The organism is Ralstonia sp. 22111 (assembly GCF_052045895.1).
Lineage (GTDB): Bacteria > Pseudomonadota > Gammaproteobacteria > Burkholderiales > Burkholderiaceae > Ralstonia > Ralstonia wenshanensis.
Window position 1 is genome coordinate 1,104,899 of the sequence record NZ_JBQEPR010000001.1, and the last position, 23,005, is coordinate 1,127,903.

Here is a 23,005-nt window from a genome sequence, read left to right on the forward strand (position 1 = left end):
GTTTGACAAGTCGGCTGGCAAACGCCTGCCGCTGGAGACAGGCCCCGCCATGGCCTATACCGGGAAAACGTTGCCGATTGTGTAGGGATTGTGTGCCGCTTGGCAGGCAACTTGCATCGGTTGCGCGCGCTGTTCCCCACAGCGCGGGTTGATCCCATTCCCATCCCCAAATCCGAGGAGAACCATGAGCGTCCTATCTGACAAGGTCGACGCCCCGCCACCGCAGCCGCCGCATCGGCTGCTCGGGCGCAAAGGCAAACGATTGGCGCGCGCCGTCGCGGTTGGCGCCTTGCTGGCGGCCGCCGTCGGTGCATCGACACAACCGGTTGCGCAACTTGCGCCCGAGTCGCACGCGCGCAAGGTCAAGGTGCTGATCATCAGCATGTTCGCGCCCGAGGCGCAGCCGTGGATCGACAAGCTCGGCCTCACGCAAGACGTGCCGGTGCCGGGCCTCTCCATCGATTATCCGAACGTGCATTGCAACGCCAGCGACGTATGCCAGCTCACCACGGGCATGGGCAAGGCGAATGCCGCATCGTCTGTGTCGGCGCTGATCTACAGCGGCAAGTTCGATCTGCAGCGCACATATTTCCTCGTGGCGGGCATTGCGGGGATTGATCCGTCGCAGGGCACGCTCGGCAGCGCTGCGTGGGCGCGCTTCCTGGTGGATAGCGACATCGCGTGGGAGATTGATGCGCGCGAGGTGCCTGCCAGCTGGCCCAACGGCTTCATCGGCATCAACACACAGGGCCCGGGGCAGAAGCCGCCGCTGGATTACAAGACCGAAGTGTTTCGCGTGAACGAGGCGCTGCTGCAGAAGGCGCTGGCGCTTTCTAAGGGCGCGGTGCTGGACGACAACGCCACCGCGCGGGCCTACCGCGCCAACTACCCGAGCGCACCCGCTAACCAGCCGCCCGCCGTCGTGCAATGCGACACCGCTGCCGGCAACACGTACTGGCACGGCGCCAAGCTGGGCGAGCGTGAAGCCGCGTGGGTCAAGCTGCTGACGGACGGGCGGGGCACCTACTGCACCACGCAGCAGGAAGACAACGCCACCTTCGAGGCGCTCACGCGCGGTGCGAAGGCGGGCATGCTCGATCTGCAACGCGTGGCCGTGCTGCGTACCGCGTCCAACTTCGATCGGCCGTATCCGGGGCAGACGCCGTATGACTCGCTGGTCAACAGCAACTCGGGCGGGTTCGTGCCGTCGCTCAACAACCTCTATCTGGCGGGCGGTCCGCTGGTCAACGAGATCGTCACGCGCTGGAGCGTGTGGAAACACGGAGTGCCCTCGCCATGATCGATTCCCGACTCAAGACACCCATGCGATCCGTCGCCAAGCTGTGCGCCGTGGGCTTGGCAGCGTTGACCTTGAACAGTTGCGCGTATGACGGGGTGAAAGTCATCGTCATCAACATGTTCCAGGGCGAGGCCCAACCCTTTATCGACCGCTACGACCTGAAGGAGAAGGTCTACATCTCCGGCCTGTCGCCCGACGCGCCCAACATGCTGTGCAATTACGACGGCATCTGCCAGGTCACCACGGGCATGGGCTATGCGAATGCCGCATCGACAATTTCCGCGCTGCTCTATCGCAGCAAGCTGGACCTTTCGCACACCTACTTTGTGATTGCCGGCATTGCGGGCATCGATCCGGGGCAGGGGACGGTGGGCTCGGCGGCGTGGGCGCGGTATGCGGTCGATTACGGCCTCTCGCATGAGATCGATGCGCGCGAGATGCCGGCTGGCTGGCCGTACGGCTACTTCGGCATCGGCACCAAGGGCCCCGGCGAGAAGCCACCGATGGACTACCGCACCGAGGTGTTCCAGCTCAACGAGACGCTGCTGCAGAAGGCGTACACGCTGTCGAAATCGGCGACGCTCGAAGACAGCCCCGAGGCCATCGCCTTCCGCAAGAACTATGCGTATGCGCCGGCTAACCAGCCACCCGCCGTCATCCAGTGCGACGTGGCTTCCGCAGACACATGGTGGGCCGGCCGCAACCTGGGCCAGCGGGCGCGCGACTGGGTGAAAACGATGACGGACAACAAGGGCACGTATTGCACGACCGCGCAGGAAGACAACGCCACGCTGGAAGTGCTCACGCGCGGCGCCCGTGCCGGCAAGGTCGACTTCAGTCGCGTGGCACTGCTGCGCGCCGGGTCCGACTTCGACCGTCCGTACGACGGCCAAAGCGCCTCCGATGGGCTCATCAACTACGCGCAGCAGGGCGGTTTCGTGCCGGCCACGCACAACCTCGTCAACGCGGCCAAGCCGTTGCTGGACGAGATCGTGCAGCACTGGCCCCAGTGGAAACAGGGGGTGCCGGCGAATTAACAGTTGCTGACATCACATTTCAATCTATATAATGCGAATCATTCTCATTTGATGGGTGGCGACGGGCAACTTGCCTGACCGCTGGCCATCGCTTCTGCCGGGCGAGCCAGCGGGTTTCCACCTGCCAGCCAACGGATCGACGCGCCGCGTGAAGTTTTGCGGCGCGTTTTTTCATCCCCAACGCATGACTGCGTTGTCGCGCGTCTGGTTTTGCCACTTCTGATCGTCCCATTGTCTGCGATGAACCGTCTTCTCGCGGCCCGCGCATTCTCCTGCGCGCTCGCCGCCATTCCTCTTGCTGTTTCCACGTTGGCCCATGCCGAAGAAAGCCAGCCCCGCGCAGATGCCGCCACGGTCGATCTGAATGAGACCACCGTCACGGCAGGCAGCCAGCGGGGTTTTGCAGCCAGCACGGCGGAGGTCGGAGCATTCCGCGGCATGGCGTTGCGCGATATTCCCGCGACCGTGAACGTGGTCACGCGCGAGGCGCTGGACGCGCAGCAAGACACGTCGCTGTACGACGCGCTGCGCAATACAGCCGGCGTGACGCGCCAGCAGCTCTCAGGCGAAACGTTCGACAACCTTGCCATCCGCGGCGTGACGCTGGAGAACCGCACCAATTTCCGCTTCAACGGCTCGATGCCGATTCCCGCGCTCACGGCAATGCCGCTTGAAGATAAGGAGCGCGTGGAGGTGCTCAAGGGCGTGTCGGCGCTGTATTACGGCTACACGACGCCGGGCGGCGTGGTGAACCTTGTTACGAAGCGCGCGGGCAACACGCCCGTCACCACGCTGGGCATGCAGTTCGACAGCAACGGCACCGCCGTCGGCACGCTCGACGTCGGGCGCCGCTTTGGTGAAGACAATCAGTACGGCATTCGCTTCAACGCGGCGGGTGGCGCTTTGCAGTCGCCGACAAGCGGCATTGACGGTACGCGCCAGCTTGCCGCCGTGGCCTTCGACTGGAAGGTCAACAGCCGGCTGAGCTTGAAAGCCGACGTGGAATATTCGCGCAAGGTCATCACCGAACAGTCGGTGGTGACGCTGCCCGCCGCCAAAAACGGCGTCATCACGTTGCCGGCCATGCCCGACCCGAGCAAACGCATTGCGCCGGGCTGGGCCGACTTTGATGGCAACAACACCAACGCGCTGCTGCGTGCGGACTATGCGCTCGCCGATGCGTGGCTGCTGACGGTGGAAGGCGGCATGTCGGAGACGGCGCGCACGCGGGCGTTTTCGGAATTCAAGCTGACCAATGCGCTGACAGGCGCTGGCACGCTGTCCGGCCAGCGACAGAGCGGCCGCTGGAACACCAGTCACGTGCGGGCAGACGTTTCCGGAACGGAAAAGACGGGTTGGATCACGCATGACCTGACCTTCGGCATTGCGCGGTCCGACATGCGCCAAGCGGCCGTGTATTCGGACCGCTTCTCAGGTGCGCAGAATCTGTACAACCCCGTCGACCTTGGCTGGCTCCCCACCACGGGCACTGGTTTTACGGCCGAGCAGCGCGCGGTGGATACGGGCGTCTACGCGCTGGATCGCATGACGCTGTCGCAGCACTGGCAGGTGATCGCCGGCCTGCGCTACACGCGCTACACCAGCGAGCAGGCGCCCAACCGCTACGAGGCCAGCAAGACCACGCCGCTGGGGGCGGTCATCTATAAGTTCACGCCGGCGCTGTCGGCGTATGCGTCGTACGCGCAAGGGCTGGAAGCCGGCGCGCGGGCACCGAACACGGCCGCCAACGCCAATGTGGCCATGCCGCCGGCGCTGTCCGAACAGAAGGAAGTGGGCGTGCGCTACGAAACGCCGGCCGGCACGCAGCTCGCTGCCGCCGCGTACGACATCGACCGCGCAGCGAGCTACACCAACGACGCAAACGTCTTCGTGCAAGACGGCCGCGAGCGGATTCGCGGTATCGAGCTGACCGCGCAGGGCCGCGTCACCAAGGACCTGTCGCTGCTGGCTTCCGCCGGCTGGACGGACGCGAAGTTCCGTGGTGTCGGTAATGGCCTCGACGGGAAAACCCCGGAGAACACGCCGCGCAGCACCGGCAGCCTCTTTGCCGAATACACGTTGCCGATGCTGCGTTCTGTCTCATTCAACGCGGGCGCGTACTACCTCGGCCCGCGCCCGGTGAACGATGCCAATCAAGCCGAACTGGGTGGCACCACGCTCTTCAGTGCAGGCGTGCGCTATGTGACACGCATCTCGGGCAAACGGGCAACGCTGCAATTCAATGTCGACAACCTGACCGACAAGCGCTACTGGGCGGGCGCCGGCAACAACCGTCTGTCGATGGGCGTACCGCGCCTCTTCAAGCTCGGCATGAAGATTGATCTGTGATGCGTGTCAGCCGCCCGCCGCTTTCTTCGCTGCGCCCAGCACTTCCATCGGCAGCGGAAAGACAATCGTCGAGCTTTTGTCGCCGGCGATCTGCGTGAGCGTCTGCAGGTAGCGCAACTGGATTGCCTCGGGCTGCTGGGCCAGCATGCGTGCGGCTTCGAGCAGCTTTTCCGATGCCTGCAGCTCGCCTTCCGCGTGGATGACCTTGGCGCGGCGTTCGCGTTCGGCCTCGGCCTGGCGGGCGATGGCGCGGATCATCGATTCGTTCAGGTCGACGTGCTTGATCTCCACGTTCGCGATCTTGATGCCCCACGGGTCGGTCTGGATGTCGAGGACCTTCTGGATATCGAGATTGAGCTTTTCCCGCTCGGCCAGCATCTCGTCCAGCTCGTGCTTGCCCAGGATGGCGCGCAGTGTCGTCTGCGCGAGCTGGCTTGTCGCTTCCAGATAGTTGGCCACCTGGATGATGGCGCGCTCGGGGTCGACCACACGGAAATACACCACCGCGTTGACCTTGACCGACACGTTGTCGTGCGAGATCACATCTTGCGGCGGCACGTCCATCACCACCGTGCGCAAGTCCACGCGCACCATCTGCTGGATCGCCGGCACGATGAGCACCAGCCCCGGCCCCTTCACGCGCCAGAAGCGGCCGAGCAGGAACACCACGCCGCGCTCGTATTCGCGCAGCACCCGGAACGACGAGATGACCAGCAGCACGGCCAGGAAGATCAGGCCGCCCGCGCTGAAGAAGCCATAAAGCATTTTTCTTCTCCTTATGAAGACGCGGCGACGGGGGCGACGGGTTCGACCATCAGTGTCAGCCCATGCCGGGCGATTACACGCACCTGATCGCCACGCGCGATGCCGCCGTCACAGCGCACGCGCCAGCGCTCGCCATGGATGCGCGCCCAGCCATCGCTATCGGCATCGGCGTCCGGTGTATCGACGTCCACCACTTCGCCTGTCATGCCGATGAGCGTATCGCCGCCGGTCACGATCGGCCGCCGTCGCGCACGCACCGCCAGGCTGGAGAGCGCTAGAACAACAGTCAGGCTCACGAAGGCCAGTCCGATGATGAGCGGAAGCGGCACGCCAAAGCCAGGCGTTTGCGTATCGATCAGCATCACCGCGCCCAGCACGAACGCAACGATGCCGCCCACGCCGAGCGCGCCGAACGTCGGCAGGAATGCTTCAGCCACCATACAAGCCAGGCCAAGTGCGATGAGGGCAAGCCCCGCGTAGTTGATCGGCAGCATCTGCAGCCCGTAAAGCGCCACCACGATGCACACCGCGCCGAGGATGCCTGGCACGACCATGCCCGGCGTCGAGAACTCGAAGATCAGTGCATACACGCCCACCGTCAGCAGCAACAGCGCCAGGCTTGGGTCGGTAATGACGCCGAGGAAGTGGTTGCGCCAGTCGGGCTCCAGCGTGACGGTCGTGGCCTCGGCTGTACGCAGCGTGACCACGCCGGCGGACGTGCGCACCGCACGGCCGTCGACTTGCTTGAGCAGATCCGGAAGGCTTGCCGCAACAAGGTCAATCACGTGCTGGCTGGCGGCCTCGGGTGCGTCGAGGCTGACCGCTTCGCGAACGGCGCGCTCGGCCCACTCGGCATTGCGACCGCGCAGCTGGGCCAGGCCGCGAATGTACGCCGCGGCGTCGTGCATCTGCTTGCGGGCCAGGGTGTCTTCATTACTGGACGTGGCGGCTGGCGCGCTGGCCGGCTTGGCGCCTTCGCCGGGGCTGGGGGCGTGGCCGCCCATGCCGATCGCCACGGGAGAAGCCGCACCCAGATTCGTGGCCGGCGCCATCGCGGCAACGTGGCAGGCGTAGAGGATGTAGGTGCCCGCGCTCGCTGCCCGCGCGCCGCCGGGGGCCACGTAGCCTGCAACCGGCACGGGCGACGCAAGGATGGCTTGAATGATCTGGCGCATCGACGCATCGAGGCCGCCGGGCGTATCCATTTGCAGCACAACGAGCTGCGCTCCTTGATCACGCGCCCGCTGCAGGCCGCGGATCACGTAGGCTGCGCTTGCCGGCCCGATGGCACCCGTTACAGGCAACACCACGACCGGCGCGGCTGCCGCGGCAAGGCTGGTCCACACCGCGGCGATGACCGCCGGCAACCATCCCATCCAATGCCGCATCCGCAACGACGGTCGCATCTGCGCCTCCCTCCGTGATTGCTGCGCTCTGCCCGATCAGGCCGGCGGCGCAATCCCGATATCCGCTTTCAGTTTAGGCGGCAATGGCTTCGCGTGCGGTTGCACTTGCCGTTGGTTGCGGCTCGCTCAGCACCTGCAAGAGCGCCTGCAGGGCGGGGCCAGCCATGTCGCGATGCCAGGCTAGCAGTGTGTCGACACGGCCTGGCTTGTCCAGCGTGTGGATGCTGATTTCCGGCGCATTCGTGTACAGCTCGAGCACCGAGCGCGGCACCAGCGCCACGCCAATCCCGGCCGCCGCGCACGCGATGATGGCGTGGTACGAGCCAAGCTCCAGTACCCGCGACGGCACTACGCCATCTGCTGCAAACCAGTCTTCGATCAATTGCCGATAGGCGCAGCCGGGTTCGAACGCGAGCATGCCGGTGGTCTGCACGTCGGCGGCGCGGCGGATTGGCGGATGGGCGCGGTGAGCAATCAGCACCAGCTCTTCCGCAAACGCCGGCAGCGTGGTCATGGCGGCACGCGTGTTGTTCAGGCATGCCGTTTCGGCAACGAACGCGCAGTCGACTTCAAAGTTCGACAGCGCCTGGAGGGACTGGCGCGTGGTCATTGTCACGAGTTCAAGCTGCACGCGCGGCCAGCGTTGATGCAGCGTTGCCAGCAGGGCAGGAAGGCGGCTGGCCGCCGTGCTTTCCATGGACGCGATGCGCAGGCGCCCGTGCGGCTCCCGCGGCTGCACGGCCTGGCGCGCTTCGGCGGCCAGGCGGAGGATGTCGTCGGCGTAGGTCAGCAGGGTCTGCCCGGCGGGCGTCAGCACCATGCGCTTGCTTTCGCGCACAAATAGCTGCACGCCGAGCGAAGCCTCCAGCTGGCGGATGCGTGTCGTCACATTCGACTGCACGCGATTGAGCTGCTGGGCCGCTCGGGTGACACCACCTTCCCGCACCACCGTCCGGAAGATCTCGAGCGAGGACAGATCCATGATGTATCTCAAATGCTAATGGGTTTGTTCAATATAATTCATTTTTCAGGATGAACGGCCTTGCGTACGATGAAGTGCCGATTTCCTCATCCAGGCCTTCTCATGGAGCACATCCTGTCGTCTCCCTCAGCCTTGTCCGCCGCGCGTTCTCAGCGGGCCACCGCATGGCGCGTGGCGATTGCGGGCATGGTGGCGCTGTCCGTGGCGATGGGCATCGGCCGCTTCGCCTTCACGCCGATCCTGCCGATGATGCTTCACGACGGCAGCCTGACGCTGGCGCAGGGCAGCTGGCTGGCAACCGGCAACTACCTGGGCTATTTCGTTGGCGCGCTGGCCTGCATGGCCGTGCGCGGCGACGCGGCGCGGCTCATCCGCACCGGTCTGGTTGCGACGGTGCTGCTGACCGCCGGAATGGGCGTCCTGCAAGGGCAGCCTGCGTGGCTTCTGCTGCGCTTTGCGGCCGGCATGGCCAGCGCGCTGGTGTTTGTCTTTACGGCGGGCTGGTGCCTTCATCGGCTGACCGAGCTGGGCCATGCGGCGCTCGGCGGCATCATTTTCTGCGGGCCGGGCCTTGGCATCGCCATTCCGGGCTTGGCGGCCAGCGGCATGGTGGCGCTGGGTTGGCACGCAACGTCGGCATGGATGGCGTTTGGCGTGCTGTCGGCGCTGCTCTCGGCGGCGGTGTGGTCGACCATCCGGCCTGAGGCGCATGCGCATGCCGCTCCGGCGCCGGCTCCATCCGGCACGGCACCCGGGCTGGATGCGCCTACCAGCGCGCTGACGATTGCCTACGGCCTGGCGGGCTTCGGCTACATCATCACCGCCACGTTCCTGCCCGTGATCGCGCGCAAGGTGCTGCCGGCGGGTTCGGTCTGGCCCGATCTGTTCTGGCCGATGTTCGGTGCGGGGGTGGCGCTCGGGGCGTTCCTTTCCACACGGATCAGCCTGGCGCGCGATAACCGCTCGCTGCTGGCCACGGCCTACGCCATGCAGGCGGTTGCCGTGACTATCAGCATTATGTGGCCCACGGTGACGGGGCTGGCGCTTTCCAGCACGCTGCTCGGCCTGCCGTTCACGGCGATCACGCTGTTTGCCATGCGCGAGGCGCGCCGGCTCTGGCCGCATGCCGTGCCGCGTCTGATGGGGCTCATGACGGCCGCGTACGGCATCGGCCAGATCGCGGGGCCGCCGCTGGCGAACCGCCTGTTTGCGGCCACGGGCGGCTTCAATGCATCGCTGGCGGTGGCAGCGGTGTCGCTGGTGGCGGGTGTGGCGACCTTTCTCGCGGTCAAGCGGGCGGCCCCGGTGCGTGCGTGATGCGCGGCATGTGAAGGCGCGTACAACGCGGTCCGCGCACCCGTTCTAGAATGCCTCCTCCATTGGAGGAGCCCCATGTCTTTTGCCTTGCGCCCCGATGCCGTCGTGCCCGGCGGCGAGATCAGCCAGGCCGAGCGGGCGGTGCGCGTCGATCTTGCCGCCGCGTATCGTCTGGCCGCGCTCAACGGTTGGGACGACCTCGTCTACACCCATCTGTCGGCCACCGTGCCTGGCGAGCCGGATCACTTCCTGATCAACGCGTTCGGCCTGGCGTTCGACGAGATCACCGCGTCCAACCTCGTCAAGATCAATGGCCGCGGCCAGCTTGTCGGCGATTGGCCCGATGGAGTGACGCGTCCGTCCGTCAACGTAACGGGCTTTGCGTTGCACGCAGCCGTGCACGCCGCCCGGTCCGACGCGCAGTGCGTGATCCATCTGCATAACACGGCGGGCATTGCTGTGTCGGCGCAGAGGCGGGGGCTGCTGCCGCTGTCTCAGCATGCGCTACGGTTTCACCGGCGCATCGCGTATCACGATTACGAAGGCCTTGCGTTCACGCCGGAAGAGGGCGCGCGCCTGACCGCATCGCTGGGCAACCATTTCGCCATGCTGCTGCGCAACCACGGCACGCTGACCATCGGCCGGACCGTGGCCGAGGCGCACGTGCTGATGGCCACGCTCATCAAGGCATGCGAGATTCAGATCCAGGCGCTGGCCGGCGGCGAGGTCGTCTCGCCCGCACCGGAAGTGGCAGATCGCGCGGCCGAACAGCTCGAAGATGGCGGCGCCATCGAAGGCGTGATCGAGTGGCCGGCGCTCTTGCGCAAACTGGATAAAATCGATGCCTCATATCGTGACTGACGCGACTGACCCAACCGACGCGACCGTCAAAGCGACTCACTTAACAGGAGACACCATGCCGACTTTCCACATCGAGATGTTCGAGGGCCGCAGCGTTGAGCAGAAGAGGAAGCTCGTCGAAGAAGTGACGCGTGTCACGTGCGAATCGCTGGGCTGCGCGCCGGGCGCCGTCGACATCATCATCACCGACATCAAGCGCGAAAACTGGGCCACCGGCGGCGTGCTGTGGTCCGAACAGAAGTAACTTTCTTCCACTTCCATTTGCCGGCCCGCCATGCAGCCCAAGCAGCATTTCGCCTCAGACAACTACGCGGGCTTCTGCCCGGAGTCTCTGAAGTATTTCCTGGAGGCCAACGGCAGCGGCCACGAGCCGGCCTATGGCGATGATTCGTGGACGCAGCGCGTGTGCGATCGCATCCGCGATCTGTTCGAGACCGATTGCGAAGTCTTCTTCGTCTTCAACGGCACGGCCGCCAATTCGCTGGCGCTGTCGTCGCTGTGCCAGTCGTATCACTCGGTGATCTGCCACGAGCTAGCACACATCGAGACGGATGAATGCGGCGGTCCGGAGTTCTTCTCCAACGGATCCAAGCTGCTGACCGCCCAGGGCGAGAACGGCAAGCTCACGCCGGACGCGGTCGAGGCGCTCGTCACGCGGCGCTCCGATATTCACTATCCAAAGCCGAAGGTCGTTTCGCTGACGCAGTCGACGGAAGTCGGCACCGTCTACACCGTGGACGAGGTGCGCGCCATTGCCGCGATTGCCAAGCGTCGCCAATTGCGCGTGCACATGGACGGCGCGCGTTTTGCGAATGCGGTGGCGTCGCTCGGCGTGCATCCGTCCGAGATCACGTGGCGCGCCGGCGTGGATGTGCTCTGCTTTGGCGGCACGAAGAACGGTCTGCCGGTCGGCGAGGCGGTTGTCTTCTTCGATCGCCGCCTGGCGGAAGACTTCGCCTATCGCGTCAAGCAGGCGGGGCAGCTGGCGTCGAAGATGCGCTTCATCTCGGCGCCGTGGCTGGGTCTGCTTGAAAACGATGTCTGGCTGCGCAACGCGCGTCACGGCAATGCGATGGCGAAGCTTCTGCATGCGCGCATTGCCGATGTGCCGGGCGTGCGCATCATGTTCCCGACCGAATCGAACGCGGTGTTTGCCGAGTTGCCGGTGCCTGCCATCGAGGCGCTGCGCGCACGCGGCTGGCGCTTCTATACGTTCATTGGCGCCGGCGGCTGCCGCCTGATGTGCTCGTGGGATGTGCAACCCGAGACGGTGGAAGCCTTCGCCGCCGATATTCGCGCAGCCTGCGCGCAGGCCACTTAATCGATCTGACTGCCATGAGCTTCGACTACCGCTTTTGTCCGCAATGCGCCACGCCGCTTGTCGAGCAGCACAATGCCGGCCGCCTGCGCATTGCGTGCCCAGCGCAGGACTGCGGCTTCGTGCACTGGAACAATCCGCTGCCTGTCTTGGCGGCGGTTGTCGAATATCGCGGGCAGATGTTCCTGGCGCGCAACGCGTTGTGGCCGGAAGGCATGTTCGCGCTCGTGACTGGCTTTCTCGAACGCGACGAGACGCCGGAAGAGGGCATTGCCCGCGAGCTGAAGGAAGAGACGAACCTCAATGCACAATCGATCTCGCTGATCGGCGTGTATGAGTTCATCCGCAAGAACGAACTGATCATCGCGTACCACGTGTTGGCCGATGGTGAGATCGCGCTGTCGGAAGAGTTGGTCGAATACCGCCTGAAGCCGTTTGAGAAAGTCCGCCCCTGGACGGCCGGCACCGGCTATGCCGTTGCAGATTTTCTGATGGCACGCGGCCTGCCTGTCAGCTATATCGACATCCGCACCGGCGAGCCCGCCGAGCCGCCGCCGCGCCAGTGGCAGCCGACGCGGCTCGTTACAATCACGGAATAACTGATGCGAGCGGCACCGCGCCGCTTGCCCGTACCACTGAGGAAGACATGGAGTTTCAGAAGGAAATCGACGCGCGCGGCCTGAATTGCCCGCTGCCCATCCTGCGCACGAAGAAGGCGCTTGCCGACATGCAAAGCGGCGATGTGCTCAAGATTCTTGCTACCGACCCCGGCGCCACGCGGGACTTCCAGGCATTCGCCAAGCAGACCGGCAACGAGCTGCTGGAGCACAGCGAGCAGGACAAGGTGTTCACGTTCTACATGCGCCGCCGCTGATCTGGCCGCGCGTTCAATGACAACGGGGCGATCCGGTTTTGCCGGATCGCCCCGTTGTCATTTGGCGGCGAATCGCTTCGCGAATTCGTGTGGCTTACTTGCGTGCTTCCATCGCCATGCGCAGCGCCAGGCTGGTCAGCACGGTACCCATCAGGTAGCGCTGGACCGACAACCAGCTCGGCTTGCGCGAGAGGAACGCAGCGATGCTGCCCGCTGTGGCGGCGATCATCGAATTGACGGTCACGCTCACGCAGATTTGCGTGACCCCCAGGCAGACCGACTGCACCAGCACGCTGCCGTGCGCCGGCTCGATGAACTGCGGCAGCAATGACAGATACAGCACTGCCACCTTCGGATTGAGCAGGCTGGTCAGCAAGCCCATCGTGTAGAGCTTGCGCGGGCTGTCCACCGGCAGTTCGCGCACCTGGAAGGGCGCACGGCCGCCCGGTCGCACCGCCTGCCAGGCGAGATACAGCAGATAGATCGCGCCACCAAAGCGCAGTGCATCGTAGGCAAACGGCACGGCCATCAGCAACGCTGTGATGCCGAATGCCGCACACAGCATGTAGAAGACGAAGCCCGTGGCGATACCCGCCAGCGACACGAGCCCCGCGTTGCGCCCTTGGCAGATCGAGCGCGAGATCAGGTAGATCATGTTCGGGCCCGGCGTCAGCACCATGCCGAGCGCAACCAGGGCAAAGGTGAGCAGGTTGGTGAGGGTAGGCATGGCGGGCTCGATGTCAGCGGCAAGGATGAAGAGCTTGCAGGCTAGCACCCGTCGTCAATCGCCCGACAGGTACAGAAAAACACAATTTTCGGCAATTCTGTATCGGTCCCGGGTTGTAACGCACAGATGACGGCGACGCGTGTTTCATTTTTTGATGAGGGCAGCCGACAGGGCAGGGACGGCTTAGAGAATGCTGAACGATCGGTGGCCACATGCCATGCGTGCGTCATCGGCGTTGTTGAAGGTATGCCGCCCCCCATTTTTTTTGATCCCTCCATCCCCGTCCCCATGCACCTGCATTCCATCCTTTCCGCCATGTTTTTCATGGCGTTGCCGGCCCATGCCGAGTTGCTCATCAGCGAGTACGTCGAAGGCAGCTCGAACAACAAGGCCATCGAAATCTACAACCCGGACGGCGCGGAGGCCGATCTGTCGGTCTACAAGATCGAGCAGTACAACAATGGCGGCAGTACGCCCACCGCATCGTTTGCGCTCTCCGGCAAGCTGGCGCCGGGCGCCGTGCATGTGATGGCGCACAGCACGCTCGCCAGCGTGCTCGGCTCCCGCGTCAACCAGACGGCGGCGTTCTCCTTCAACGGCGACGACGCGCTGACGCTCACGCGTTCCGGCGTCGTTGTGGACCGCATCGGCCAGGTCGGCTATCAACCGTCGTCAGGCTTCTGGGGTACGGCCAGCGCCGGCACGAAGGACCACACGCTGCGCCGCAAAGGCGCGGTGAAACAGGGTGATACGGCAGCGACGGCTGCTTTCGATCCGTCCGCGCAATGGGATGCGTTCAACGTCGATGACTTCTCCGACCTTGGTCTGTACAACGGGCAGGGCGCTGTCACGCTACCGCCTGCCGTTGCAATGTGCGGCGCACCGGTAACGCACCTTGCGGATGTGCAGGGCGCCGGGGCCACTTCGCCGCTGGCCGGCGGGAACGTCGAGATCGAAGCCGTCGTGACCGCCGACTACAGTGGCGCCACAGGCTTTAACGGCTTCTTCGTGCAGCAACCCGATGCACAGCGCCGCAGACTGCCGGGCGTGTCGGAAGGGTTGTTTGTCTACGCGCCGGGCGTCACCGCCCGCGCCGGTGATCTCGTTCATCTCGTCGGCAAGGTCGAGGAAAAGTACGGCCAGACGCAGTTGACGCTGGCCACCAATGGCATCGCCGGTTGTGCCAGCGGCAACAGCGTGACGCCAGTCGACGTGACACTGCCCGTGGGTGATGCCAGAGCGCTCTCGGCATATGAAGGGATGCTCGTGCGCCTGCCGCAGACGCTGACAGTGAGCGAAACCTACGAACTCGGACGCTACGGCAGTCTGCTGCTCAGCAACGGACGCCTACCGTTGCCTACCAACGTGGCACCGCCCGGAAACGCCGCCGCGGCGCAGGCTGCAAGCAACGCGCTGAACCGCATCGTGCTTGACGATGGTTCCAACCAGCAGAATCCCGCCAACGTGCGCTACCCGGCGCCGGACCTGTCTGCGGCGAACCCCGTGCGCGCCGGCTATACAGTGAGCGGTGTGCAGGGCGTGCTGGAAATGCGCTACAACGCCTGGCGCCTGCAGCCCGTGCCGGGTGCGGCTGCACCGGCTTTCAACGCGGCCACGAACCCGCGCGCCGGAGCACCTGCACGCCACGCGCAGACGGATGTGCGCGTGGCCTCGTTCAACGTACTGAACTACTTCAACGGTAACGGCAAAGGCGCTGGTTTTGATGATCCAACCAACCGCGGCGCCGAGACACAGGCCGAGTTCGAGCGCCAGGAAGCCAAGATCGTCGCCGCCATCCGCGCCATCAATGCCGATGTGGTCGGCCTGATGGAAATCGAGAACGACGGCTACGGTGACCTCAGCGCCATCCGCCGCTTGACTACCCAGCTGGGCGCCGACTGGCGCTACGTCGATCCGGGTGTGCCGAAGCTCGGCAGTGACGCAATTACGGTGGCCATCCTTTACAACAGCCGCACCGTGGAGCCTGTGGGGGTGCCGGCCACGTTGGCCATCGACAACAAGAACCGCCAGCCGCTGGCGCGCAGCTTTCGAACCATCGGCGGCGCGCAGAACTTCACCGTGGTCGTCAATCACCTGAAGTCGAAGGGCTGCTCCGGCGCAACTGGTAAGGACGCCGACCAGGGCGATGGTCAGAGTTGCTGGAACCCCACCCGCGTGCGCGCTGCCGGCCTGATCGCCGACTGGCTGACGACCTCGCCGACCGGCGTGGCCGATGTCGGCAAGCTCCTCATCGGTGATCTCAACAGCTATGCCAAGGAAGATCCCGTTGCGCTCCTTGCCGACAAGGGCTATGCCGACATGGTGGCCAAGTTCATCGGCAAGGACGCTTACAGCTATGTGTATGGCGGCGAATCCGGCTACATCGACCATGCGCTTGTCACTTCAGGCCTTGCCGAGCGCGTGCGCGCCGTGCACGAGTGGCACATCAATGCCGATGAACCAGTCGCGCTGGAATATGCGTTCGCATACAAGAGCGCCGAGCAGCAACTGACGCTCTACGCGCCGGATGCGTACCGGTCTTCCGACCATGACCCGGTGCTGGTCGACTTCGCGCTGGATACACAGACCACAGGTGGCGGCACAAGTCCGGAAGGCGATGCGGCGGCGGGTGGGGCCACGGGCAGTCCAGGGGTGGGGGGTGCCGGTGCGGTGGATCCCATCCTTGGGCTCGCACTGGCGGCCGCTGCCGTAGCCCTGGCGCGGCGCCGCCCGTGTCTGGCTTGAGCGTCCGCGTTCTTCCTCGGGCGACGTGCTGCAGCTCCATCACCATTCGAATCGCATCCGTGTGTTTGCTGACCGTTCGACACGGCCTTAAGGCAGTTTCCGACCATCCGGTTCGGGACTGAATTAAGCTTGTGGACTGGCAGGTCGGCAATATCACGAACGCGACGTGCCGATGCAATCGATTCCGATATGGCGACTGGGGATGCTGTGAAGAATGTAGCGGCGATAGTGCGCACGCTGATCCTGGGTGCATGGCTGGCGCTGATGTCCGGGGGCGCCCACGCGGCCGCAACGTCGCTGTTCACGCCGGAAGAGCATGCCTGGATCGCCGCGCATCCGGTGGTGCGTACCTGCGTGAATGCACATTGGCGGCCATTCGAGTTTGTCGAAGGCGGCAAGGTGGTCGGCATCGTTCCGTCGTTCCTCGATGCGGTTTCGGAGCTGAGCGGGCTGCGCTTTGAATATGTCGATGGAGCGTGCTGGAAAGGCTCCATCGCAGCGTTGAAGTCCGGCAGCATCGACATGTTGCCCGACTGGAGCAAGAACTATGACACGGTGCCATACCGAGATGGCTTCATTGCGAGTACGCCGTACTACGTCGGCACAATCACAATCGTCACGGCCGAGCGTGAAAACCTGTTTGCCGGCTTCCCGCAGTTGGCCGGCAAGCGCATCGCAATCAAAGGCGGCGGCGGGCTCGAACTTGCAATTCGCCACAGCGATGTACCCGTAACGTTGCTGACGTTTCAGGACGAGTCCGATGCGCTGGATGCCGTCGCAAATGACGAGGCGGACGCTGCCCTCGGGACTGACGCGTCAATCCTTCCGCAGTTGAATCGCCAGTTCAAGGGTCGACTTTTTCTCTCGGGAAGCATCTGGGACCGTCCATATGCGCTGACGATGGTCACGCGCGAAAACAACGCCGTGCTGGCGTCGATTCTCGATAAGTCGCTGACCGCAATTCCGGCATCCGATGCCGATGCCATCCGGCACCGCTGGCAAGAAACAACGGATTACGGCGCGCCGTCGCTAGCATCGATCCTGCATTACCGCTGGCGGCAGGTCGCCCTTGTCGGCGGTGTTGTGCTGGCGTTCGCGGTGCTGGCGTACGTGCTGTGGCGCGCGCGCGTCGCCGCCGTACGCAGTGAGCGCGACAAGGCCATGTTCCTCGCGTTCATCAGCCACGAAATCCGCACACCCATGCACACCATTCTTGCGTCGCTGGAGTTGTTGCAGCGATCACGGCTGACTGGCGAGCAGGCAAACCGTGCGAATGCAGCGGTCTCGGCATCGGAAACCCTCCTGGCGTTGCTCGACGATGTTCTCGAATACTCGCGCCTCGAATCGCGCAGTGTGACACTCGCGCCTCGGTCAACCGAGATCGGGCCGTGGGCCGAGCAGACGCTCGACATGGTGCGTTGGCGTTCGGAAGAGAAAAAACTGGCGTTGTCCCTCGATCTTGCATGCGCCCGCGATTTCAGCGTAGAGATCGACCCCATGCGCGTGCGGCAGATCGTCCTGAACCTGTTGGTAAATGCGATCAAGTTCACCGCGGTCGGCAAGGTGGTTCTGCGCGTCGATTACCTGCCGCGCAAGCGTCGTGGCAATGGCACGCTCGTACTCGAGGTCAGAGATACGGGCATGGGCATTCCCGCGGAGCGCCAGCGGAACATCTTCGAGCCTTACGCACGTGTGGAAAGCCCGGGTAATCGCGGCGCGAGCGGCAGTGGGCTCGGCTTGTCGATCTGCCGCGAACTGGTCGATCTGATGAGCGGCGTGATCACCGTCAGCAGCAGCCCCGAGGTCGGCACGGTATTCACTGTCATGTTGCCGGTGCGCGAGTCGCACCCGGAGTCCGCATCGCAGGGTGCACCGGCAGACTCGTCGGCCGGCGCGCAAGCGACATCTCTGCGTCGGCCCCACAAGCCGTTGATGCCGGAATCGAAGGATGGACCGCTAATCCTGGTCGTCGACGATCACGAGGCGGTGCAGCACGCGATCCAGCATCAGCTTGATGCGCTGGCTTGTCGCTCGGCCATTGCTGGTACGGGCGAAGCGGCGCTCGAACAGTTTGTGTCGACAGCGTTTGACATGGTGCTGCTCGACTGCAATCTGCCAGGCATCGACGGCTATACCGTTGCGCAGCGCATGCGCGAGATCGAACACCAGCGCGGCGCCGAGCGGACCCCGATCGTGGCCATTTCTGCCGCAGCTGACGATGCGCATCGCATGCGCTGTTTCGACAGCGGCATGGACGGTGTCCTCGGCAAGCCGCTGCGTCTGGCCGCATTGCGTGAGCTGATCGAACTTTGGTGTGGCCATGGCGATTCCGACTCCCACACGGTGCCGGCAGAGCACGAGGTGGCGCCGACGGCGGACATACTGGCAATCTATCGACAGACCATGAGAACCGACCTTGAGATGCTTGCCCAAGGCGTCGCCCTTCGGAACATCTACCAGGCACGTCGGGCGGCGCATCGAATATCCGGCGCCGCCGCCGTTGTGGACGACCTGCAAACGCGTCAGGCGGCAAGCGAGTTGGAGCGGCATCTTTCACAGGCGTCCAGTGACATCACCGCAGACGCGCAGGCGCTTCTGGCGCTGCTCCAATCGCTACACCCGACGGACGGCGCCGACACCTGAGCCTGCACCCCAGAGCGAACCTCGCTCCGATCCTACATCCCCAAAAATGCGTTGTACGCCTCGCCTGAGGCGACATGGAGCCTCTTGCGGCTCCGATTCTTGGTTCTACAGCGCACCTAGCGAGCCGCCGCGTTCGCAACGAGAAAGCCTTCACGCCCGATTGGCGTAAGGCGACGTGCCCGCAAGAGCACGAATCCCGACCGCTTTTTCAGAACAGTCTGATATGGCGCAGCCGCCACGCTTGGAATACTTGCGCCTGCCTTCTTCGATAGGCATTTGTTCTCGACCAAATCCAGCACGTTCGTGCCGCGGATTCAATCTAAGGGTAAGTCAATGAAAGCAAAACTGTTCCTGGCTGGCGTCGCCATGTCTACGCTGTCGGCCGCCGCAATGGCCCAAACGACGCCTACGTCGGTGGATGGCGTCATCAATTTCCAAGGCACGATCCTGAGCGACACCTGCAAGGTGTCCTCGCTCGCCGGCGACGCGGGCACCATCAACGTCGACATGGGCACCATTGCTGCCGATGACATCGGTACGCTGACTGCACCGAAGAACCTCGCCAACGGCGCTGGCTCGGCCAACATTGACGTGGTCTGCAAGACGGGCGCCAAGGTCAGCATGAAGTTCGCCGGCAAGACGGCTGAGCTGAGCGCAGACAAGAAGACGCTGCGCGTGAACAACGGCAACACCGCCGCAGGCTTCGCACAAGGCGTGAGCATTGCCGTGTACGAAGGTACGGGCGCTGGCGCAAACGCGTTCGACCTCAGCGCCGGCAACCTGCTGGCACAAACCACGGTGCCGTCGACCGGTGGCGCAGTCAACGTGCGCTTCGCCGCAGCCTATGTGGCTGCAGACCCGACGAAGATCAAACCGGGTATCGCCAACGCCAGCCTGCCGTTCACGCTCACCTACGAGTAAGCGTAAGACAAGCGCCAGCCAACACGGCTGGCTTCAATCGGCAGCGGTCATTACGCCGCTGCCGTCTATTTCACAGGCTATTCCGGATATGAAAGCAAAACGATGCGCCGTTGGCGCGGCGTTGGCGTGCGCGTTGGCTGCGTCCGCGAGTCACGCCAGCATTTCCCTCAGCACCACGCGGCTGATCTTTGACGGCAAGAACAAGGAAACCTCCGTGGTCGTCAACAACGACGGTGGCGATGCATTGATCCAGGCGTGGCTTGATCCGCTTGATGAAGGCGCACACGGTCAACTGCCGTTTGCCATCACCCCGCCGCTGGCCAAGTTGGCTGCAAAGCAGCAGCAAATGCTGCGGGTGCTGTACGAAGGGGTGGGTATGCCGGCAGATCGTGAGTCGGCCTTCTGGTTGAATGTACAAGAGGTTCCGCAGACAGCCCACAACGACAACGTATTGCAACTGGCTGTCCGCCAGCGCATCAAGGTGTTCTATCGGCCGGCTGGTTTGAACGCGGACCCCCAGAAGGCTCCGGCCAGCCTGCAATGGCAGCTCAACCAGGATGGCAGCAAGGCGATGCTGCGTTTGAGCAACCCGAGTCTCTACAACGTGACCGTGGTGGATGCAAAGGTACACAGCGGCAGCGCAGAAGAACCCGTCATCGACGCGAAGATGGTTGCCCCCGGCGCCACGGTGGCGTTGCCCGTGAAGTTGCCGGCCAGTACCGCCGTGCCGGAGCTGCGCTACGACGTCATCAATGACTATGGCGGCCGCCAAAGCTACCGCGTCACCTTGCACGGCAGTCAGCCGAGCACGCCGGTTTCCACCGGCAACTGATCGAGCCGGCTGCCAGCCGGTTCGATTGCGCCAGCCCGCCCGGGCTGGATAAGCCCGCGCTAACCGTAGCGGAGCTTGCCTATGTGACAGCCCCCCGATTCACCAAGCCAGAAGCGAGCATTGCGATGTCTACCCGCCAGACGACCAAAGCGGTCTCCAGAAGGACCAATGGAAATACGGCTGCTGCACGCCCCAGCGCAACGCCGCTCTACCTGGCCGTGTGTCTTGCGATGATGAACAGCGCGCGGGCCGCCGAAGGGGAGGCGCTCGTTGCGCAGGCTGATCCAATGCTGCTCGCGTACAACACGAGCTTTTTGCATGGCCAAGGGCGCCCGGCGGACCTGAGCGCCGTGCTCAGTTCCGGCAGCAGCGTGCCGCCTGGCACCTATCGGGTCGAGGTGGAAGTCAACGGCAATCTGGTGGGCCGCCGTGATATCGACTTTTATCAGGACAGTGACAAAACCCAGCTCCGCCCATGCCTGACAGCCAAGATGCTGCACGACTTCGGCGTCAATCTGAGCAGCGTGACCCCGCCGCTGGACATCAATAGCCAGGCGTGCCTTGATCTGCCACACGTGATGGATCAGGCCTCAGTCGATTTCGACGCCGGCCGACTGCAGCTGAATCTGAGCATTCCGCAGGCATTTCTCTCGCGTGCAGCACGTGGCTACGTGGACCCGGCTCTGTGGGACGAAGGCGTAACAGCTGGCTACGTCAATTACCAGTTCAGCGGCAACTACGGCCACACTCGCATTGGTAGCGACAGCAGCAGCTATTTCATTGGCCTGCAGAACGGCGTGAATATTGGCCGTTGGCGACTGAGAAACGAGTCCACGGTCAGTGGAAGCAACAGCGGCCAGACCCGCTTCAAGAGCAACCGCACGCTGGTGCAGCGCGACGTCGATGCTATCAAGGGCCAATTGAGTCTCGGCGAGCAGTACTCCGATTCAACGTTGTTCGACAGCGTGCGGTTTCGCGGGGTGCAAGTCGGCTCCGACGATGCCATGCTGCCCGACAGCGAGCGTGGTTACGCGCCGGTGGTGCGCGGACAAGCCGCTACCAATGCGGTGGTCGAGGTACGTCAGAGTGGCTATGTCCTCTATCGGGCCAATGTCCCGCCTGGCCCATTCCAACTCACCGATATTTTCCCGTCCGGCTCCAACGGCGATCTTGAGATCACCGTGATCGAAGCCGACGGCAGCAGGCGCGTCACGCACCAGGCGTTTTCAAGCCTGCCGTTGATGCTGCGCAAAGGGCGGCTCAAGTACAACTTTGCCGCCGGTAAATACGATGGCGAGCAGGGCCCGTCGCCCAATCTTGTCAGCGGCTCGCTCGTCTATGGACTGACTGATAACAGCACGGTAGCTGGGGGCCTGCAGGTATCAAAGGACTTCCAGGCAGTGAACGTGGGTGTCGGCACCAACACACCCATTGGCGCGCTTTCCGTCGATGTGACCCAATCCACCAGCCGGGTGCGCGGTAAGCGGGACACCGGGCAGAGTGTGCGGGTTCTGTACGCCAAGACATTTACCAGCACTAACACTAACTTCACGCTTGCTGCCTATCGATATTCGACGTCCGGTTACCGCACCTTCAACGATCACGTCAACGATCTCAGTAGCACCGCAAGCAATGGTTGGGTCAACGGCCTCGGCTTTCAGTCCGGGCGCAGTCGCTCACGTATTGACCTGACGACCAGCCAGGACCTGGGTGGCGTGGACCGCCGATACGGCAGCGTTTACTTGAACGTCAGCCAGCAGACCTACTGGAACCAGCCCGGGTCGAGCCGCAGTCTTAGTGTGGGTTATGGCAACAACTGGAAACAGTTGAGCTACAACCTCAGCCTGAGCCAGACGAAGGACACCCGGTTTAGCGGAAACGGCAACAGCACGCAAATCATGCTGACGATGTCGATTCCGCTGGGTGGCAAGCTGCGGTCGGGGCGTGCGTATACCAATATCAGTAATAGCAATAACGGCGGCACCAATGTCCAGAGCGGTCTGAGCGGCTTTGTCAACGAGAAAACCTCGTATGCCATGCAGGCCGGTTACACCGGCAGTGGACGCGGCGCCACCGGCGGGGCAAGCATCACCCGAGACACCGACATGGGGCAGCTCAACGCCAACGTGAACGTTGCACGCGACTACCAATCGACTAGCGTTGGCGCCACAGGCTCTGTGGTGGTCCATCGCGGCGGCGTCAACTTGAGCCGCACCGTGGGAGATACCTTCGCGCTGATGAAGGTGGAAGGGCTCAAGGGCGTGGACGTGAAGACCGATGCTGGCACCTCGGTCGGCCGCAACGGGTACGCAGTGATCACCTATGCGCAGCCGTATCGCCTGAACGCACTGAGCCCCGAGACGCATAACCTGGGTGCGGATGTGGAACTGGAGGACACCGTCAAGCAGGTGGTGCCGCGCCGCGGCGCGATCGTGCAGGCGACCTTCAAGGGTTACAGTGGCCAGCGCGCCCAGTTCGCACTCCAGCAGGCGAATGGGACGCCGGTGCCTTTTGGCGCGAGCGTGGAAGACGCACAAACCGGCAGGCACCTCGGCATCGCAGATCCGAACGGGAATGCATTTGTGTTGCTCAATCAGGAACAGGGTACCTTGTCGGTGAAGTGGAAAGACAACCAGTGTCAGGCGCCATATGCGTTGCGCCAGGCTGAACCCGGACGGAACTACCAGAGGCAGACGCTGCGCTGCCGATGAGGTCGGGCAGGCGTAACGTCATCGGTCTTGACGATCTTCAGGTGCCACCGCTGCCGGCCTCGACACTAAGTGCCGCAATTAAGGCAAGGCAAGGATGGGCACCGCGAATACGTCTGTCGTTTTTGCGATGAGCTATGACTGGCGCGGCGTGAGGCGGCTCGACTGGCTCGTCTGCCATGCATGTCTTGCAGTGAGCCGAAGCGGCTAGGTCGATCCT

At 63.8% G+C, this 23,005-nt stretch carries 18 protein-coding genes; 14 read left to right on the forward strand and 4 right to left on the reverse strand.

Translation table 11 applies throughout. The features are described 5' to 3' along the window. Positions 1-184 precede the first annotated feature (184 nt). The 3 genes from ACTJK4_RS05205 (at position 185) to ACTJK4_RS05215 (ending at position 4,686) form a co-directional block, all read left to right on the forward strand. Positions 185-1,300 (forward strand): purine-nucleoside phosphorylase, encoded by a 1,116-nt coding sequence (locus tag ACTJK4_RS05205; RefSeq protein WP_440816530.1) that lies wholly within the window; start codon positions 185-187, stop codon positions 1,298-1,300. Further along, positions 1,297-2,337 carry a purine-nucleoside phosphorylase gene (locus tag ACTJK4_RS05210; protein WP_440816533.1) on the forward strand — a complete coding sequence of 347 codons (1,041 nt, stop codon included), beginning with the start codon at positions 1,297-1,299 and terminating at the stop codon, positions 2,335-2,337. Before ACTJK4_RS05205 ends, ACTJK4_RS05210 begins: the two co-directional genes overlap by 4 nt. A gap of 240 nt (positions 2,338-2,577) precedes the next feature. Next, entirely contained in the window at positions 2,578-4,686 is a 2,109-nt protein-coding gene (locus tag ACTJK4_RS05215) for a TonB-dependent siderophore receptor (RefSeq protein ID WP_440816536.1), read from the forward strand. 6 nt (positions 4,687-4,692) lie between these two features. Here the strand turns inward: ACTJK4_RS05215 and ACTJK4_RS05220 are convergent, their stop codons facing one another. The 3 genes from ACTJK4_RS05220 to ACTJK4_RS05230 all read right to left on the reverse strand — a co-directional run bounded on the left by ACTJK4_RS05220 (position 4,693) and on the right by ACTJK4_RS05230 (position 7,839). After that, positions 4,693-5,451, reverse strand: a complete 759-nt coding sequence (locus tag ACTJK4_RS05220) for a slipin family protein (RefSeq protein ID WP_232042267.1) — start codon at positions 5,449-5,451, stop codon at positions 4,693-4,695. Positions 5,452-5,462: 11 nt separating this feature from the next. Further along, positions 5,463-6,857 carry an NfeD family protein gene (locus ACTJK4_RS05225; RefSeq protein ID WP_440816539.1) on the reverse strand — a complete coding sequence of 465 codons (1,395 nt, stop codon included), beginning with the start codon at positions 6,855-6,857 and terminating at the stop codon, positions 5,463-5,465. A gap of 73 nt (positions 6,858-6,930) precedes the next feature. After that, positions 6,931-7,839 (reverse strand): LysR family transcriptional regulator, encoded by a 909-nt coding sequence (locus ACTJK4_RS05230; protein ID WP_232042269.1) that lies wholly within the window; start codon positions 7,837-7,839, stop codon positions 6,931-6,933. Between the two features lie 102 nt (positions 7,840-7,941). Here ACTJK4_RS05230 and ACTJK4_RS05235 point away from each other — a divergent pair, with 102 nt between their 5' ends. From ACTJK4_RS05235 to ACTJK4_RS05260, 6 genes are all read left to right on the forward strand, one after another. Continuing rightward, a complete protein-coding gene (locus tag ACTJK4_RS05235; protein WP_440816543.1) occupies positions 7,942-9,156 on the forward strand; it encodes a YbfB/YjiJ family MFS transporter in 1,215 nt (404 codons plus the stop codon). 75 nt (positions 9,157-9,231) lie between these two features. Next, positions 9,232-10,017, forward strand: a complete 786-nt coding sequence (locus ACTJK4_RS05240) for a class II aldolase/adducin family protein (RefSeq protein ID WP_440816545.1) — start codon at positions 9,232-9,234, stop codon at positions 10,015-10,017. A gap of 55 nt (positions 10,018-10,072) precedes the next feature. After that, positions 10,073-10,261: a 4-oxalocrotonate tautomerase gene (locus ACTJK4_RS05245; protein WP_004629375.1), complete on the forward strand. Its 189-nt coding sequence runs from the start codon at positions 10,073-10,075 to the stop codon at positions 10,259-10,261. Between the two features lie 30 nt (positions 10,262-10,291). Next, entirely contained in the window at positions 10,292-11,338 is a 1,047-nt protein-coding gene (locus ACTJK4_RS05250) for a threonine aldolase family protein (RefSeq protein WP_440816550.1), read from the forward strand. Positions 11,339-11,352: 14 nt separating this feature from the next. Then, complete coding sequence (locus ACTJK4_RS05255; RefSeq protein WP_440816553.1) at positions 11,353-11,934, forward strand: NUDIX domain-containing protein; 582 nt, start codon at positions 11,353-11,355, stop codon at positions 11,932-11,934. Between the two features lie 47 nt (positions 11,935-11,981). Then, positions 11,982-12,209 carry a sulfurtransferase TusA family protein gene (locus ACTJK4_RS05260; protein ID WP_024976289.1) on the forward strand — a complete coding sequence of 76 codons (228 nt, stop codon included), beginning with the start codon at positions 11,982-11,984 and terminating at the stop codon, positions 12,207-12,209. Between the two features lie 94 nt (positions 12,210-12,303). On the opposite strand, the gene ACTJK4_RS05265 is transcribed toward ACTJK4_RS05260, so the two are convergent. Beyond that, complete coding sequence (locus ACTJK4_RS05265; RefSeq protein WP_024973328.1) at positions 12,304-12,936, reverse strand: LysE family translocator; 633 nt, start codon at positions 12,934-12,936, stop codon at positions 12,304-12,306. Between the two features lie 288 nt (positions 12,937-13,224). On the opposite strand from ACTJK4_RS05265, the gene ACTJK4_RS05270 reads away from it, so the two are divergent. From ACTJK4_RS05270 to ACTJK4_RS05290, 5 genes are all read left to right on the forward strand, one after another. Beyond that, positions 13,225-15,681: an ExeM/NucH family extracellular endonuclease gene (locus ACTJK4_RS05270; RefSeq protein WP_440816558.1), complete on the forward strand. Its 2,457-nt coding sequence runs from the start codon at positions 13,225-13,227 to the stop codon at positions 15,679-15,681. Positions 15,682-15,870: 189 nt separating this feature from the next. Then, positions 15,871-18,324, forward strand: coding sequence for an ATP-binding protein (locus tag ACTJK4_RS05275; protein WP_440816561.1), 2,454 nt, complete (start codon positions 15,871-15,873; stop codon positions 18,322-18,324). Positions 18,325-18,657: 333 nt separating this feature from the next. Further along, positions 18,658-19,245 (forward strand): fimbrial protein, encoded by a 588-nt coding sequence (locus tag ACTJK4_RS05280; protein ID WP_260802823.1) that lies wholly within the window; start codon positions 18,658-18,660, stop codon positions 19,243-19,245. 88 nt (positions 19,246-19,333) lie between these two features. Next, positions 19,334-20,077 (forward strand): fimbrial biogenesis chaperone, encoded by a 744-nt coding sequence (locus ACTJK4_RS05285; RefSeq protein WP_232042277.1) that lies wholly within the window; start codon positions 19,334-19,336, stop codon positions 20,075-20,077. 125 nt (positions 20,078-20,202) lie between these two features. Beyond that, the gene (locus tag ACTJK4_RS05290; RefSeq protein WP_440816564.1) at positions 20,203-22,788 is read left to right on the forward strand and encodes a fimbria/pilus outer membrane usher protein; all 2,586 of its coding nucleotides are present in this window, start codon (positions 20,203-20,205) and stop codon (positions 22,786-22,788) included. Positions 22,789-23,005: the final 217 nt, after the last annotated feature.